The sequence below is a fragment of the Pseudoalteromonas sp. 120-MNA-CIBAN-0494 genome (genome assembly GCF_040308885.1).
In the GTDB taxonomy this organism is placed as follows: Bacteria; Pseudomonadota; Gammaproteobacteria; order Enterobacterales; family Alteromonadaceae; genus Pseudoalteromonas; species Pseudoalteromonas nigrifaciens.
Genome location: NZ_JBEOOE010000023.1, coordinates 42,068 through 57,463 on the forward strand (window position 1 = coordinate 42,068; position 15,396 = coordinate 57,463).

Genomic DNA, 15,396 nt, shown 5'->3' on the forward strand with positions numbered 1-15,396 from the left:
TTAAATTACTGCCGTTTTTATTTTGTCTCAGTGCTAAATAACTATTACGTTTTTAACTTATTAAGTTCTGAGTCTTGTTGCGCAACTAATTTATTAAGTACTTCACTGCTGTCGCCTGCTTGTGAAGATAAATCAGATAGCTGCGAAGCCGCGTCTGATATCAGCGTTAAATTACGGTTTATTTCTTCGCTCACTAAGCTTTGCTCTTCAGCTGCGGTAGCAATATGCGTAATTTGATTGGTAATTTCGTCCACTTTAATTACCACGCTGTGCAGTGCATCAAACGCTACTGAAGTTTCATCAACTGCACTTTGTGCCCGTACTACGCCTTTTTCGATAACCGTTGAGGCATTACCTACTTCAAGCAACAAGCTATCAATTAATCGACTAATATCATCGGTTGATGAGCGCGTTTTTGACGCCAGTGCACGCACTTCGTCTGCAACAACCGCAAAGCCTCGACCATGATCACCCGCTCGTGCAGCTTCAATTGCAGCATTTAGCGCAAGTAAATTGGTTTGCTCTGAAATAGTACGAATCACATCTAAAATTTGCGTTATATCGTTACTGCGCGACGCCACTTTTTGCACCGCTTGGTTAGCTTCTTTGATTTCCTCAGACATGGTTTTAACTTGGCTCATGGCTGATGACAAACTCGTTTCACTGCTTACCACTAAGTTATTAATTTCACCCGCTTGTTGCGCCGATTGTTCTGATGCGCGAGCAACTTCAAGCGCAGTTGCGCTCATTTCATTCATTGCGGTAACTACGCTTTCAATTTCGTGAAACTGCGCCTGTACATTATGTTTAGTATCAATAGCAATATGCTGGGCAATTTTACCTTGCTGCTTAGTTTGATCAGACACATCTTTTAGCTGTGCAATTAACACTCTAAGCTTAGTTAAAAATCGATTAAAGCCATCGGCTAATGCAATTAGCTCTGCATGCGACTCTACATGCAGCGTATGAGTTAAGTCGCCCTCTGAGCTGGCAAGGTTATCAACGCGTTGCTGAATTTGCTGCAGTGGAGCAACAATACTGCCAATAACTAGCTTCATAACAATAAAAGCAACAACTGCAATTGCTAAACCGGTTATTAAAATAATAACCCCTAGTGACTGCGCAGTTTGCTGCATGTTTTGCGAAAGAGCTTGCGGCCCTGCCAGTGCAAGCTCTGCTGGTACTTCTATAATTAACGACCACTGCCTATTAGCAAGCTTAATATTAATTGGGTAATTAACTAAATACTGATCGTTAGCTTTAAAAATACCACTGTGATCTTTTAGCTTTTCTAAATTATTAATCGTTACTGCGTTAACAGCTTCTTTAAAAGGACGCCCTAATTTAGATTTATAATGGCTGCTACCAACCACTAACCCCAAATCACTCAGCAAGGTTACTTTTGCTTTGCCATTATAAAGTTGCTTAGAAAGCTGCTCTGTCATGGTTTGAAATGTAGGTAGTGTTAAGTCAGCGCCAGTAATACCAATAAACTGCCCTGATTTTAAAATAGGCACTGTTAAAGACGTTAGCATAACCGAATCGCCAGAGGGAATTTCGTATAGGTAGGGTTCCATAATACACGGCTTAAGTGTGTCTTTAGCACATAAATACCAATGTGCCTCTCGAATACCAAACTCGTTAAGTGTTGTAATGTATTTATCTGCGGCGTTAGCTACTTTTTGCTGTTCAATAACACCGTTTTCGTCGCGGGTAATATATACTTCAAGTGTGCCAGCACCATCAACAGAATGTTTATAGCCTTGCTGAAAGTAGGCGTCTTGGCCGTCAAAAGCGTTGGCTTCAAACTGTGAGTAAACCGATGATAAAAGAGTGTTTTTTTCAATAATAGCGTGGTTAATACTTACCACTGTATCTCGGTTTAAGCTATTTTGCTGGGCTGCGTCGCTAAGTAATGCTGCCAATGTATAGGGAATTCGGTAGGCTTCGTTAATAAACCCAGCTATACTTTCACCGTAAACAGCCGCGTTTGCATTAAGTTTTTCTTCTACTTCAGCAACTATATATTCTTCAGACTTGGCCGCTAAATCTTTATTACTTAATGATAACTGCCACCATAAAATACTAGACAGTACTAATACAGTTATAAATATACTGCCCACTGAGAGCCACAATAACTTTTTTGCTAACGCTATTTCCCGCATTCATCACACCCTTTAATTAATTAACGTATATAGTTTAGTTGTTCTATAAAATGAAGCTATTAATTTAGTGTAAAAACAGCAATCTCATACAAAAGTTTAGCCTTCATGTTTAGCCAAAAAAGCGGTGGCTATTGCAGCCATAATGAGTAAAAAAACACTAACCCATAAACACGCCACTAACCCATAAAGCTGAAATACCCAACCAGAAAGCACAGTACCCAGTAAGCGCCCCATGGCATTGGCCATGTAATAAAAGCCTACATCGAGCGACACACCATCACTGCTGGCAAAGCTCACTATTAAATAACTATGTAGCGATGAGTTAACAGCAAACACCCCACCAAAAATAAATAAGCCCACTATAAGCGGATAATTTACCGCACTATTAAATTGCATTAGCAGCGCTAAAATGCCAGTTACAACGCACAATAGCGTAACCCATTTATATGCTTTATTAACTGTATTAAAACCAGAGGTAATAACTTGCCCAGTAATTCGCGGTGCTTGCGATTGCACTAACCCATACGCTATTACCCACAGTGCCATAAAGCCACTCACCCAAGTATGGTTCCAGTTAAATTGCGTGGCTAAATACACAGGCAGAGCCACTACAAACCACACGTCTCGCGAGGCAAATAAACACAATCGTGCTGTGCTAAGTAAATTAATAGCGCGAGATTTAGAGAATAACGTTTTAAATTTAGGTTTGTTTTTGGCCTTACCTATATCGCCTTTTAAAAAGACTAAACTTATAACCCAGGCAACACTCAATAAAACGATTAAAGTAAACAACGCACCAACAAAACCAAATAAAGTAAGCAGTACCCCACCTAAAAAGAAGCCCACTCCTTTTAATGCATTTTTAGAGCCAGTAAGTATGGCAACCCATTTATATAATTTACTTTGCCCGCTGCTGTTTTGCGGCACCAAATATTTAATCGCGCTTTTGGCGCTCATTTTATTAAGATCTTTGGCAATCCCACTTAACGCTTGTGCTGCCATTACATAAGCAACCGTTAACCAATCTGTTGGCACGCAAAGCATAGCAAGCGCAAGTATTTGCAGCCCTAAGCCTATATTCATGGTTTTATTTAAGCCAAGTTGCGCTCCTAACCATCCCCCCACTAAGTTAGTGATCACGCCAAATATTTCATAAAACAAAAACAACATAGCAATCGCTAATGCGCCATAACCTAACTGATGAAAATACAGCACCACTAACATTCGCAGTGCGCCATCGGTTAAAGTAAAAGCCCAATAATTGCCGGTAATGATAAAATACTGTTTTAGTGAGCTTGGTAAGTTAGCTAGTTGCGCAAACATTAAATTAGCCTATTAATTTGATTGATCACTTAAACCAACTTTAAGCATTAGCTCTGCAGTACGATTTGCATAGCCCCACTCGTTATCGTACCAAGCGTATAATTTAAGCTGAGTGTTGTTAATTACCATAGTTGAAAGCGCATCTATTATGCTGCTGCGCGGATCGGTTGCGTAATCAATCGATACCAGTGGTTTTTCCTCGTAACCTAAAATACCTTTAAGCTCGTTATTAGCCGCACTTTTAAACCAGCCATTTACTTCATCTTCACTAACGCTGCGCTGCAGTTCAAACACACAATCGGTAATTGAGGCATTAGTAAGTGGTACACGTACAGCATGGCCGTTTAATTTGCCTTTAAGCTCAGGAAAAATATGCGTAATGGCTGTTGCGCTGCCTGTTGTTGTTGGTATTAAACTTGTGCCACAAGAACGTGCTCGGCGTAGGTCTTTATGTGGTGCGTCAATAATGGTTTGCGTGTTGGTAGTACTATGAATAGTGGTTATGGAGCCGTGTTTAATTCCCACTTTTTGTTGCAGCACTTTTACAATAGGCGCTAAGCAGTTGGTGGTACAGGAGGCCGCAGTAACTATTTTGTGCTCACTTGGCTTATAAAGATGATCGTTCACCCCTACTACTATATTTAAAATGCCCTCTTCTTTTACCGGTGCGGTCACCACCACGCGTTTAACACCTTGGGCTAAATACGCATTTAGTAACTGGGTCGTTTTCATTTTACCGCTGGCTTCTATTACTACATCGCAACCAGACCAATCGTTGTCGTTAATGGTTTTATGGTTGCTTACAGTTATATTGTGTTTGCCAACCTCAATAATATTATTAGTAGCAGTAACAGAATGATGTAGACGCCCATGCACTGAGTCAAACTCCAATAAATGGGCATGGGTTTTAGCATCGCCCGCTATATCATTTACTTTTATAAACTCTATATTTGGCCAGTCAACCGCTGCGCGCAGCGTTAAACGCCCCATACGGCCAAAACCGTTAATGCCTACTTTAATGGTCATAATAAAATACCTTTTGTTATATTAATTACTTAATCTGAACTCTGGTTAAGAGATTTACTAACGTATTGAGTCATAGTTATATTTAATTTTATTTTCTCTAGCCAGAGGTTTTCAGTGAAAATAGCTGCTTGAGATAAGTTTATTACCCACAGATCAGGTTACTTAGCAACAGCGCTCAGGGCGATTACCCATAGCATTTAAGCGCTCTAAATCACTTTTGTAAAATGCTGCTGTTGCAACACGTGTTTGCGTAATTACTGTTTGTGCCCAATCTGGTAGTGCCTTATTAATACTGTAGTACACCCATTGGTTTTGTTTTCGATCTGTAAGCAATCCGCATTGGCGAAGCTGTGCTAAATGACGTGACACTTTAGGTTGGCTTAAATTAAGTGCCGCAACTAATTCGCAAACACATAACTCTTGCTGATCAGCAATAAGCAGTATGGCCTTTAACCGTGTATCGTCCGCTAGGCATTTATAAAATTGCAGGGGGTTGAATTGTTCCATAGCGTCCTCGTATCGTTAATATGTACACAATAAAACAAAAAATGAATATATGAAATAGTGAATATACGATTTTTCGTATATTTATTTTTATGACCTCAAAAACAAAAAAGCACACAAGGTTATTGTGTGCTTTTTAAATATTAGCGAGTGCCGTTATTAAATAACCGACAGCTCAACTTCAATATTGCCGCGTGTTGCGTTTGAATATGGGCATACTAAGTGCGCTTTATCTACAAGCTCCTGTGCTTGCGCTTTATCCATATCACCCAGCGACACCGCTAGCTTAACTGCAATACCAAAACCACCGTCAATAGCGCCAATCGACACTTCTGAGTTAATGTGCGTGTCACTTGGCAGAGTAATTTTCTCGCTGCCCGCTACAAATTTAAGCGCACCAATAAAGCATGCCGCGTAACCTGCTGCAAATAGCTGTTCAGGGTTAGTTCCTTTACCATCATCGCCGCCTAAGCCTTTAGGAGTTGATAAATCTACATTTAAACGACCATCATCAGATTTAGCAGTGCCTTCACGGCCACCGGTTGCAGTTGCTTTTGCTGTATAGGCAACGTTTTGTAATACATTCATAATGAACTCCAAAATTTAAAAAATTAATTAACTTATTTAGTTTGTGTGCAAAATAATAGAGCAACTAAATATAGATTGCAAATACTTTGCATGCAAATTAAAATGCACTTTATTCAGCAAAGAGGTTAAAGCATGTCATTTGAGCAGTTAAAATTAAAAAATCAGTTATGTCATCGTTTATATATGGCCTCTAATAGTATTGCTCGCGCTTATCGGGAGCCGTTAGCTGAGCTTAATTTAACTTACCCGCAGTATGTAGTAATGATGGCATTGTGGGAGCAGGACCAAATAACCATTGCCGAGCTTATAAATAACACCGCGATTGATGGCGGTGCAATGACCCAAATACTAAAAAAAATGACCGACAAGTCATTACTTGCCGTAGTAAAAGACGAGCACGACAAGCGCAAGCGTTTAGTGCAACTCACTCAACAGGGGCAATCACTAAAGCTAAAAGCGGCTGATATACCTAGCAAAGTGCTGTGTAAATTTAATAACGTAAATACAGAGCAAGCAAAACAACTAATGCAGTTACTCGACTTAGTCGTTAACGATTTATCTGATTAATGCATAAACCGTTTAAAATAGCGCGTGTATCAAATAAGTGCATACAGCCCAAAAAACCCACCATATAAGTGCAAAAAGCTAGCAACTTTTTTATATAAAACACTAATTCATTGATTCGTATTCATAAAATATTCAATTAAACGTTGGCATACTTCTTCCTATTACTTTATGTGTTTAAAAAAAATCAAAGGAAAAGCTATGTTTAATTTATATCACACACTTTATTTACTATGGCGTTTAGATGTTAGTTTTTGGCAAGTAAACGAGCCAAATAATCCGCGTACTACCGCTGATAAAGAGCGTATTCTCAGCCGTTAAGCTTTTCTTGTTGGTGTCGCTTTGCAAGTAAACCCAATGCATTGTATTGTTAGTTCTATTAAACAATTTATTTGGAATGTGTATGCCTGCCTTAGAAGTTAATTTTGATGGTTTAGTTGGCCCTACTCACAATTATGCGGGGTTATCGTATGGTAACGTTGCTTCGTTAAATAACGCCGCTAGCTTTTCAAATCCCCAAGAGGCGGTACTTCAAGGCCTTGAAAAAATGAAAGCCATGCACGATAAAGGCTTAACTCAAGGTGTATTTGCACCCCATGCACGCCCCGACTTAAATATACTGCGCCGCCTAGGGTTTAGCGGTAACGACGCGCAAGTTATTAATAAAGCTTTTAACGCCGATCCTATTTTATTACGCGCATGTTATTCAGCCTCAGCAATGTGGACAGCAAACGCCGCTACTGTGTCGCCATCGCCCGATACAACCGATGGTAAAGTGCACTTTACCGCTGCAAATTTAAACAATAAGTTTCATCGCTCGTTAGAGCCTGCCACCACAACGCGGTTGTTAAAAGCAATGTTTAATAACCAAAACCACTTTGCGCATCATACCCATTTACCCGATCAAGGCTTTTTTGGTGATGAAGGTGCAGCAAACCACACCCGTTTTTGCGACAGCCATGGCGAGCAAGGCCTAGAAATGTTTGTGTTTGGGGCCAGTGCATTTAACAGCCATTTACCAAAACCGGTTAAATTTCCTGCAAGGCAAACCCTCGAAGCCTCAGAAGCTATTTGCCGCTTACATAATTTAAAAGATACCAGCCAAATTTTACTGCAGCAAAACCCAGATGTGATTGACCAAGGGGTGTTTCATAACGACGTTATTGCTGTAGGTAATGCCAACGTACTGCTGTGTCATCAGCAAGCATTTTTAAATCAGCAGCAAGCATTGCAAGATATTCGCGAAGCCTACATTGGTAATAAACAATTTTATATTATTGAAGTACCTACAAGTAAAGTAAGTATTCAAGATGCAGTTAGTAGTTATTTATTTAACAGCCAGCTAGTAAGCCTAAGTGATGGCTCTATGTTATTAGTAGCGCCAAAAGAGTGCCAACGTAATAGCGCGGTTAACGACTACATTGAAGAAATGATCATGGCCGATAATCCTATAAACCAAGTACGCTTTTTTGATTTACGCCAAAGTATGCAAAATGGCGGCGGCCCAGCTTGCTTGCGTTTACGGGTTGCTTTGAACGAGCAAGAACTCGCTGCAGTAAACCCAGACGTTATTTTAACCGACACTAAATACACGCAATTGTGTAACTGGGCACAACGTAACTACCGCGATCAATTAGGTGCTAAAGACTTTGCCGACCCAGCACTGCTGAGCGAAAGTTACCAAGCACTTGATGAGCTAACCCAACTACTTAATTTAGGCTCAGTGTACGACTTTCAATTAGAAGGTTAATTACTTACTTAAGCTAAATAACCTGAGCTCCGGATAATAAACTTATCTCAAGCAGCTATTTTCAGCGCTAACTGCGTTGAATTCACTTGCAATAGGCCAGCTATTGACGCGTAAATTCGCCTTGTTTTCACTGAAAACCTCTGGCTAGAGAAAATAAAATTAAATATAAATATGATTCAATACGTTAGTAAATCTCTTAACCAGAGTTCAGGTTAAATAATTACAAACGATACAACAAAAAATAGCGAGCCTTAGCTCGCTATTTTTATGTGTGCTGATACTGCTAATATTAATCTACTTTTGCAGTGTCTTTATTAATTGTAACGCTTGTTGCTAGCGACTCAGGTAAGTGCAAAGTGCGCTGCGGGAATGGAATTGTTAGCCCTGCTTGCTCAATAGACTCTTTAACGCGCTTATTAAGATCCCACACTGTTTGCCAGTAATCACCATTTACAGTCCATGCGCGTAATTGTAGGTTTACCGAACTTTCGGCTATAGATACCACCATTACTTTTGGCGCTGGCTCTGCTAGTAAACGCCCTTCTGAGCTGGCTATTTGTTTAAGTACATTTAAGCCATCGTCTATTGAATCGGCATACGAAATACCCACTACAATATCCATGCGTCTTTTACCGTTACGGGTAAAGTTTTTAATATTACCACCCCACACTTTGCCGTTAGGAGAGGCTATATAAAGGCCGTCGGTGGTTTTAAAAATAGTAGTGAATAAGTTTATTTCGCTCACCGTACCCGATGTACCACTGGCATCAATAAAGTCACCTACTTTAAAAGGTCTCAGTATTAATAACATAATACCTGCAGCTATATTACTTAACGTACTTTTTAACGCCAAACCAATTGCTAAACCTGCAGCGGCCATTAGTGCCACTAAACTGGCGGTATTGACCCCAAAAATATCTAAAATAAATAACGAGCCAATTATATAAACCAAGTAACTCGAAAGGCGAGAGATAATAGGCAGCAAAGTTTTATCTAATTTATTAAGCGGCGATTTAGAGCCATTAACTGCTCTTTTAACAGCGCGGGCAATTACGCCACTGGCAATTAAAATCACCAAAGCTAAAATCACTTTGTATCCTAAAGTGATGATTGTTTCTGAATGGCTTTGCCAAAATGCTAAAAGTTTATCTTTCATGTTTGTTCCGATAAATGTGGCTGAAACTCAGCAAAATTATGGTTAAATTTAATAAAAACGACTTCAAAAGAAGTGGCGCGAGTATATAGTAAAAAACAATTAAATCGATAAAATTAAAAACCATTTAAAACAGCATGTTAAAAGTTCTAACTCTTCATATTTTTAATTCAATTTAGGTTAAGGGTTAAATACATACACTTAACAAATCAAATAAAAGGAAACAAGCATGAACTTTAAATCAACAATATTAAGTAGCGCTATTATTTTTGCCTTAGCAGGCTGTGGCTCATCAAATGACGAGGCTGAAACAACCCCACCGCAAGCAAGTGATAAAACCACTTTTAGCTTAGGCATTTCCGACGCACCAGTCACTGGTTTAAAACAAGTTAACGTAGTGTTTGATTCAATAACAATTAAAGCCCAAGCAGGTGAAGAAGTTAGCTTTGCAACTCGCTCTAAAAACGATTCCACCTTAGCGCAAATGGTCAATTTACTAGACTATACGGGCGACGATATTTTTCAATTACTTGACGATCAAGAAGTACCTGCTGGGGATTATTCGTGGATCCGCGCACAAGTGATAAACGGCGACACGAACAACCTTAGCTTAACATCTCACGTAGTTTATGAAGACGGCAGCATTGCACCGCTTATCGTAAAAAGAAAAGGTAACGATGGCGTGGGTGAAATTCAGCTAGATGGCTTTACACTCAATCAAACCGACAACGAGTTTGTATTAGAGTTTGATTTAAAAAAATCGTTAGTTGATCCACAAAATAATGACGAAATATTTTTAAAACCTCGCGGTGTGCGTTTACAAAACCTTTCTGAATCACAAGATATTGAAGGCTCTGTAAGCCAAACACTTATAAACAATTGCGAGACTGACAACATTGGTCTTGCCGCTGATGATTCATCATTTGGCCATGCTGTTTACCTTTACTCTGCGCAGGCACAAACCCCAACAGATATGCATGAAATAGATGACCAAACGCCTGATAACGCTCCGCTGGCGACTGCCAATGTTGTATTTGATGCGGACGATAATGAATACGAATTTGAACTCGCATTCATAACACCAGGCGACTACCAACTTGGTTATACGTGTAGCGCACACATAGACGATGCAGAGCAAGTAGATGCAGACTTTAATATTTATCAACTGAAACAAATTAGTCTAACGCAAGCTGACGATTTATCAGTCAATTTTGACATAGCGCAATAACTGCATGGCGCACATTGAGCTGCGCCTTCATTCATTTGTTAATAAGGAAAAAACCATGGCAAAAGAGAAAATAGTACTCATAACCGGCGCTTCTAGTGGCATTGGTGAAGCAACGGCAAAAACCTTAGTAAACAACGGTCATAAAGTTATATTAACCGCCCGTAGAGAAGAGCAACTTAACCAACTTGTTGCCGAGCTAGGATCAGATAACGCAATGGCTGTAGCCGCAGATGCCACCGACTTTACCGCGCTCGAAAACGTAGTTACCAAAGGCATTGAAAAGTTTGGCCGATTAGATGTAGCCTTTGCTAACGCAGGCATGGGGGTTTCAACTGCTGGCACTGAAAAAGGTGATCCGGATGAGTGGTCAACCATGATCGATATAAACATTAAAGCCCTATTGTGGAGCGCAAAATTAACACTGCCATATTTACGCGAAACCACCGGACACTTCATTTTAACCAGCTCTGCTGCTGGCCGTAAGCCAATTGGCGGCTCTATTTACGGTGCAACTAAATGGTTTGCTTATGGCTTTGGACAAAACTTAGCTGAGGAAATGAGTGAGTGGAATGGCCGCTGTACAACCATAGCACCAGGTATGGTAAATACCTCATTTTTTGATGAAGCTAAACCCGACAAACTCGACCCACAAGATGTCGCTGACGCAGTACTTTTTGCTATTGAAGCAAACCAGCGCAACAGCGTACGCGAAATTTATTTAATGCCGACTAATTAAATGTAGCTTGGTAGATTTTGGCTGTCAGGTTTAATACAAGTGGTATTAAACCTGGTGGTTGCTTGTCCTAAATATGGGCTGAGAGCTGTTTAAGAGAAAAATTTTGGTCGTTTAAAAGCCCTGTTATATTTTTTAAACTGCACTTGTCGCTCTATTTTAATTTGCGATTTTCTTAGTAATCAAGATGGATTCAGCCAAATTTTCATACTAGTGGATTTACTTGTTAACCGTATTTAATTCTGTAAAAGAAACCTGCGTAAATCTCGCTCTTGTCGCATTACATGTAAAATATAAACCTTATCATTTTCAATTTTATAGAAAATACGACACGGATTAACAATAACTTCTCGGTAGTTTAAGTTATTTAGCTCAGCAGGCCTTTTACCTGATTCTGGATGATCTTCTAACCTTGATACTTTCTCAAATACTTTTTGAACCAATTTTTTAGCCACAATCAGATTATTTAAAGCAATATATTCAGCAACATAATTTAAATCATCGAGAGCTGGAGATGTCCATATTATTTCAGCCATTTACTCATTTTCTCTTTTGCTTCTTGATTAGAGAATAAATGGCCATTTTTAATAGCTTGTTCACCGCGCGCTACACCTTCAAGGATTGCTATTCGTTGTTGCATGAATTCATAATCATCAACATCAACTAGATAAGCAGATGGTTTACCATGTTCTGTAATTAACACAGGCTCTTTTGAAGTATGAAGATCAGCTAATATTTTAGTAGCTTGGCGTTTAAGAGTCGTAACTAGCTCAACTTTCATAAAAAATCCTATCTAGAACTTAAGTAATGTATCACTATAGTATCACAGCAGCCGGAGGTTACAACGGCACGACTAAAAATTAGCCTACGATATTTGTCATTTCACAAATCGAAATACCCCTATATTACAAAAACTTAACCAAGCTATAAAATAAACAACTGTAAACAGTTAGTTAGCTTCGCCTTACCTTTTCTAAATGTAGCAAAACCCCAAAATGGTGGAGTTCAGTAATATCAGACGTATAGCTGATTAATTATACCCGTTGATTATTAATTAAGTGGTTATATTTAAATACCTGTGTTTAAACTAATAACGCGTTCACCCTTAAACTTGTAACTCGTTATTGCTTATAAAATTAGTTAAAAATCACAATCTACTTCTATTGAATCCTTATTAATTTTACTTCATATTAAATACTCTTATTTCTCACTTATTATGCTGTTATGTCATTTTTAAAATTTAGCCATGCAATCATTCTCACACTTGCTAGTACCTTACCGCTTATAAGTCATGCTGCGCTTGATAAAAATGAGCGTGAAATAGTAAAACAGGTCGATAAAAACATTCCCCAAGCACTTAAAGAAATAGAGCAAGCCGTAAATATTAATAGCGGTTCGCTTAATATTGAAGGTGTAAAAAAAGTAGGCGCGCTTACAAGCGAGCAATTTAAGGCCATTGGTTTTAAAGTAGAATGGCTGGATGGCAGTGCGTTTAACCGCGCAGGGCATGTATTGGCTACCTTTGAGAGTAAAAACCCCGATGCAATAAAAATACTGATGATCGGCCATCTAGATACAGTCTTTGCCAAACACGATGATTTTACAACCTACAAACAGCTTGATGCCGATACAGCCAGTGGCCCAGGCGTTGCCGATATGAAAGGCGGTAACACGATAATAATTACCGCACTTAAAAGCTTGCAAGCGCTTAACTTACTTGAAAATGTAAGCATAAAAGTAATACTCACTGGCGATGAAGAAAGCAGCGGTCGTCCGCTTAGCTTATCTAAACAAGCCATTGTTGATGCGGCAATGTGGGCAGACGTTGCTTTAGGCTTTGAAAATGGCGATAACAATATTAAAACCGCCATGGCGGCGCGCCGTGGTTATACCGGCTGGACGCTAAACGTAAGTGCTGCAGCGGCGCATTCGTCGCAAATATTTAGTGATAATGTAGGCTATGGCGCTATTTACGAAGCATCGCGTATTTTAAATAGCTTTAGAGAACAACTTGCCACACAACCTAATTTAACTTTTAACCCAGGGCTTATTGTGGGTGGCACAAATGCCGACTACGACAGCGCTAATTCGTCAGCAACTGCGTTTGGTAAAAGTAATGTAATAGCACAAACCGTACATATAGCAGGCGATTTACGCGCACTTTCACCAAAACAATTCGAAAACGCAAAAAGGTCAATGCAACTCATTGCTAGCAACAGTTTAAATGGCAGTAAAGCAGAGCTTATTTTTGAAGACGGTTACCCGCCAATGGCATTAACTGATGGCAATAAAAAGCTATTAGCATTATACAGCGACGCAAGCCACGACTTAGGCTTCAACAAAGTAGTAGCTGCCAACCCACGCAATGCAGGCGCTGCAGATATTTCGTTTGCCGCAAGCCATGTTAATATGGCGCTTGATGGCTTGGGCTTAATGGGCAGTGGCGCGCACACTAAAAACGAAACTGCCGATTTAACTAGCCTTGATAAAAACATAAAAAAAACCGCATTGCTTATTTACAGGTTAGGGCAGCTGTAAGATTATTATTTAATGTTTTCTACCAGTGAGCCAACTAATTATGTTTAATGCCATTAACCCAAGAGCAGGTTAATTAACTCTGCCACCCTACTCTTTAGTCTAGCTTTAATTCTGGTAATAAGTATGCAAAAGGCCAATAAAATTGGCCTTTTGCATAAGTAATGTTGCATGTATAAGGTGTTCTGGGTAGTTAACTCACCATTGAACTATTACAATAACCAACGCTGGTACTATTAATTTTATGTTTCACGGTGCTTTTTCTCATGGCTGTCGTAATCAGCATCGCGCACTCTTCTATCACTGTCTCTTTTGCCTTTTTTGCGTTTTCTTTTAACTGCTTCGGCCATATCATTAACTTTAAGCCCTTCTTCAGGGTTGTCCGACTCACAGAGTATTTCATCTATAGCTAAGTCCATTTCAGCTCTGATCTCTGCAATTGCAATTCTTTTTTCTTTGAGAATTTCATCTATAGCCATTTTTTTTTGCTGCAACAATTGCCTCTATTTGCTCACCAGCAGCGTCTTTACTATTGAGATTATTGATATCGGGATCAGACATAATGTGTCCTTAGCTAAAGTAGTCAGGAGTTACTAACCTTTATACTTTAGTATATAAATAGCAAAAATAAAATTGTCTCTTTATTGCTTTATACCCTAAATATTCGGGGTAAAGTAATAAACCTGAGCTCCGGATAATAAACTTATCTCAAGCAGCTATTTTCAGCGCTAACTGCGTTGAATTTTCTTGCAATAGGCCAGCTATTGACGCGTAAATTCGCCTTGTTTTCACTGAAAACCTCTGGCTAGAGAAAATAAAATTAAATATAACTATGATTCAATACGTTAGTAAATCTCTTAACCAGAGATCAGGTTAATAACTTAAAATACTGCTATTTCTTCGAGTACTTGCTTAAACTTGTTAAGACATTATTTTAAATAGTAAATCTCTCACTGTTGCTGGTTCAAACGGTTTGTCGCATATGGCATCCACTCCGGCTTGAGAGATGTTTGCTAGGTGGGTTTCATTGGCTTCTGAGCTCACCATTAAAATAGGAATGTGCGAGTAGCTATTTGAGCCTCTAACCGCTTCGGTTAGTTCTCTGCCATCCATTTCCGGCATATTGTAATCGGTTACTATTAAGTCAAACGCTTGCTCGTTTAGCTGCTCAATTGCTTGTTTGCCATTCTCAGCCTCTACCGGCGCAGGTATTCCCATACCAGCAAGCACCCGAATAATATGTTTACGAGCAAAGCGACTATCGTCAACCACTAATACGCGCAGCAAAGTAACATCAAAGTGTTCAAGCTCTACTTCTTGTTCGCTAATTATATCTAAGGTAGCTTTAAGCGCTCGGGTAATAGCTTCGCTGGTAAAGGGCTTAGGTAAAATAGCTAACACGCCCGATTGCCTTAATTGCTCAAGATACTTTTTATTACGCTCGCTCGACACCAACATAAATGCTTGGTGCTCTGTGCGCGGGTTCGACCTAATGTTTTGTAGCAGTGAATCGGCGGTGCCGTCAGCTAAGTACATACTGCTAATAACTAAATCTGGTTGTAATTTGCAAGTAGGGTTAAAGCTTGGGTTTGTGTAGTGGCGGTTTCTATTTGTTTTACACCACTTTGTATTAATGATTTTATGATCAGTTTTTGCTGCACTTCTGAAGGCTCGACCAATAATATTGATAGATTAGCTATTGCAGTTAAGTCACTCATTTATATCTCTTTATTATTATAATCTTGCTGTTTTTATCGAAATTTTCCGAGAAAACCCATTGATCGACGCGAAGCGGCGTCGATGGGATGAATCGGAATAGTTAGCCCT

The 15,396-nt window shown here is 39.4% G+C and carries 14 protein-coding genes and 1 pseudogene; 5 read left to right on the plus strand and 10 right to left on the minus strand.

Annotated elements, in window-relative coordinates:
• Positions 1-44: 44 nt before the first annotated feature.
• From AAEY55_RS13245 to AAEY55_RS13265, 5 genes are all read right to left on the minus strand, one after another.
• On the minus strand, positions 45-2,165 hold the full coding sequence (locus tag AAEY55_RS13245; protein WP_089369131.1) for a methyl-accepting chemotaxis protein: 2,121 nt from the start codon (positions 2,163-2,165) through the stop codon (positions 45-47).
• A 96-nt stretch (positions 2,166-2,261) separates the two neighbouring features.
• Entirely contained in the window at positions 2,262-3,488 is a 1,227-nt protein-coding gene (gene arsJ, locus AAEY55_RS13250) for an organoarsenical effux MFS transporter ArsJ (protein ID WP_089369130.1), read from the minus strand.
• Positions 3,489-3,500: 12 nt separating this feature from the next.
• Positions 3,501-4,514: an ArsJ-associated glyceraldehyde-3-phosphate dehydrogenase gene (locus AAEY55_RS13255; RefSeq protein WP_089369129.1), complete on the minus strand. Its 1,014-nt coding sequence runs from the start codon at positions 4,512-4,514 to the stop codon at positions 3,501-3,503.
• Between the two features lie 162 nt (positions 4,515-4,676).
• Positions 4,677-5,021: a metalloregulator ArsR/SmtB family transcription factor gene (locus tag AAEY55_RS13260; RefSeq protein ID WP_089369128.1), complete on the minus strand. Its 345-nt coding sequence runs from the start codon at positions 5,019-5,021 to the stop codon at positions 4,677-4,679.
• Positions 5,022-5,177: 156 nt separating this feature from the next.
• Positions 5,178-5,606 (minus strand): organic hydroperoxide resistance protein, encoded by a 429-nt coding sequence (locus tag AAEY55_RS13265; RefSeq protein ID WP_011329816.1) that lies wholly within the window; start codon positions 5,604-5,606, stop codon positions 5,178-5,180.
• A 132-nt stretch (positions 5,607-5,738) separates the two neighbouring features.
• Here AAEY55_RS13265 and AAEY55_RS13270 point away from each other — a divergent pair, with 132 nt between their 5' ends.
• Both AAEY55_RS13270 and astB read left to right on the plus strand, forming a co-directional pair.
• The gene (locus AAEY55_RS13270; RefSeq protein WP_089369127.1) at positions 5,739-6,173 is read left to right on the plus strand and encodes a MarR family winged helix-turn-helix transcriptional regulator; all 435 of its coding nucleotides are present in this window, start codon (positions 5,739-5,741) and stop codon (positions 6,171-6,173) included.
• 400 nt (positions 6,174-6,573) lie between these two features.
• Positions 6,574-7,920, plus strand: a complete 1,347-nt coding sequence (gene astB, locus AAEY55_RS13275) for an N-succinylarginine dihydrolase (protein WP_089369126.1) — start codon at positions 6,574-6,576, stop codon at positions 7,918-7,920.
• A 289-nt stretch (positions 7,921-8,209) separates the two neighbouring features.
• On the opposite strand, the gene AAEY55_RS13280 is transcribed toward astB, so the two are convergent.
• Positions 8,210-9,076, minus strand: coding sequence for a mechanosensitive ion channel family protein (locus tag AAEY55_RS13280; protein ID WP_011329813.1), 867 nt, complete (start codon positions 9,074-9,076; stop codon positions 8,210-8,212).
• A 226-nt stretch (positions 9,077-9,302) separates the two neighbouring features.
• Here AAEY55_RS13280 and AAEY55_RS13285 point away from each other — a divergent pair, with 226 nt between their 5' ends.
• Together AAEY55_RS13285 and AAEY55_RS13290 are read left to right on the plus strand one after the other, a co-directional pair.
• Positions 9,303-10,301, plus strand: a complete 999-nt coding sequence (locus AAEY55_RS13285; RefSeq protein ID WP_089369125.1) for a DUF4382 domain-containing protein — start codon at positions 9,303-9,305, stop codon at positions 10,299-10,301.
• 55 nt (positions 10,302-10,356) lie between these two features.
• On the plus strand, positions 10,357-11,037 hold the full coding sequence (locus AAEY55_RS13290) for an SDR family oxidoreductase (protein ID WP_350551742.1): 681 nt from the start codon (positions 10,357-10,359) through the stop codon (positions 11,035-11,037).
• A 233-nt stretch (positions 11,038-11,270) separates the two neighbouring features.
• Here the strand turns inward: AAEY55_RS13290 and AAEY55_RS13295 are convergent, their stop codons facing one another.
• Positions 11,271-11,570, minus strand: a complete 300-nt coding sequence (locus AAEY55_RS13295; RefSeq protein WP_350551745.1) for a type II toxin-antitoxin system RelE/ParE family toxin — start codon at positions 11,568-11,570, stop codon at positions 11,271-11,273.
• Complete coding sequence (locus AAEY55_RS13300; protein WP_011329809.1) at positions 11,558-11,815, minus strand: type II toxin-antitoxin system Phd/YefM family antitoxin; 258 nt, start codon at positions 11,813-11,815, stop codon at positions 11,558-11,560. Before AAEY55_RS13300 ends, AAEY55_RS13295 begins: the two co-directional genes overlap by 13 nt.
• Positions 11,816-12,258: 443 nt before the next feature.
• Between AAEY55_RS13300 and AAEY55_RS13305 the strand changes: the two genes are divergently transcribed.
• A complete protein-coding gene (locus AAEY55_RS13305) occupies positions 12,259-13,572 on the plus strand; it encodes a M20/M25/M40 family metallo-hydrolase (RefSeq protein WP_350551748.1) in 1,314 nt (437 codons plus the stop codon).
• A 239-nt stretch (positions 13,573-13,811) separates the two neighbouring features.
• Here AAEY55_RS13305 and AAEY55_RS13310 read toward each other — a convergent pair whose 3' ends face one another.
• A complete protein-coding gene (locus tag AAEY55_RS13310) occupies positions 13,812-14,048 on the minus strand; it encodes a hypothetical protein (protein WP_089369122.1) in 237 nt (78 codons plus the stop codon).
• Between the two features lie 442 nt (positions 14,049-14,490).
• Positions 14,491-15,287: pseudogene (locus AAEY55_RS13315) on the minus strand (response regulator).
• Positions 15,288-15,396 lie beyond the last annotated feature (109 nt).

What these genes read in the sequence shown, in the direction of transcription:
- AAEY55_RS13270 (WP_089369127.1), top strand. Translation starts at nt 5,739, where the DNA reads ATGTCATTTGAGCAGTTAAAATTAAAAAATCAGTTATGTCATCGTTTA.
- AAEY55_RS13255 (WP_089369129.1), bottom strand. Translation starts at nt 4,514, where the DNA reads ATGACCATTAAAGTAGGCATTAACGGTTTTGGCCGTATGGGGCGTTTA.
- AAEY55_RS13310 (WP_089369122.1), bottom strand. Translation starts at nt 14,048, where the DNA reads ATGGCTATAGATGAAATTCTCAAAGAAAAAAGAATTGCAATTGCAGAG.
- astB (WP_089369126.1), top strand. Translation starts at nt 6,574, where the DNA reads ATGCCTGCCTTAGAAGTTAATTTTGATGGTTTAGTTGGCCCTACTCAC.
- AAEY55_RS13280 (WP_011329813.1), bottom strand. Translation starts at nt 9,076, where the DNA reads ATGAAAGATAAACTTTTAGCATTTTGGCAAAGCCATTCAGAAACAATC.
- AAEY55_RS13245 (WP_089369131.1), bottom strand. Translation starts at nt 2,165, where the DNA reads ATGCGGGAAATAGCGTTAGCAAAAAAGTTATTGTGGCTCTCAGTGGGC.
- AAEY55_RS13295 (WP_350551745.1), bottom strand. Translation starts at nt 11,570, where the DNA reads ATGGCTGAAATAATATGGACATCTCCAGCTCTCGATGATTTAAATTAT.
- AAEY55_RS13265 (WP_011329816.1), bottom strand. Translation starts at nt 5,606, where the DNA reads ATGAATGTATTACAAAACGTTGCCTATACAGCAAAAGCAACTGCAACC.
- arsJ (WP_089369130.1), bottom strand. Translation starts at nt 3,488, where the DNA reads ATGTTTGCGCAACTAGCTAACTTACCAAGCTCACTAAAACAGTATTTT.
- AAEY55_RS13290 (WP_350551742.1), top strand. Translation starts at nt 10,357, where the DNA reads ATGGCAAAAGAGAAAATAGTACTCATAACCGGCGCTTCTAGTGGCATT.
- AAEY55_RS13285 (WP_089369125.1), top strand. Translation starts at nt 9,303, where the DNA reads ATGAACTTTAAATCAACAATATTAAGTAGCGCTATTATTTTTGCCTTA.
- AAEY55_RS13305 (WP_350551748.1), top strand. Translation starts at nt 12,259, where the DNA reads ATGTCATTTTTAAAATTTAGCCATGCAATCATTCTCACACTTGCTAGT.
- AAEY55_RS13260 (WP_089369128.1), bottom strand. Translation starts at nt 5,021, where the DNA reads ATGGAACAATTCAACCCCCTGCAATTTTATAAATGCCTAGCGGACGAT.
- AAEY55_RS13300 (WP_011329809.1), bottom strand. Translation starts at nt 11,815, where the DNA reads ATGAAAGTTGAGCTAGTTACGACTCTTAAACGCCAAGCTACTAAAATA.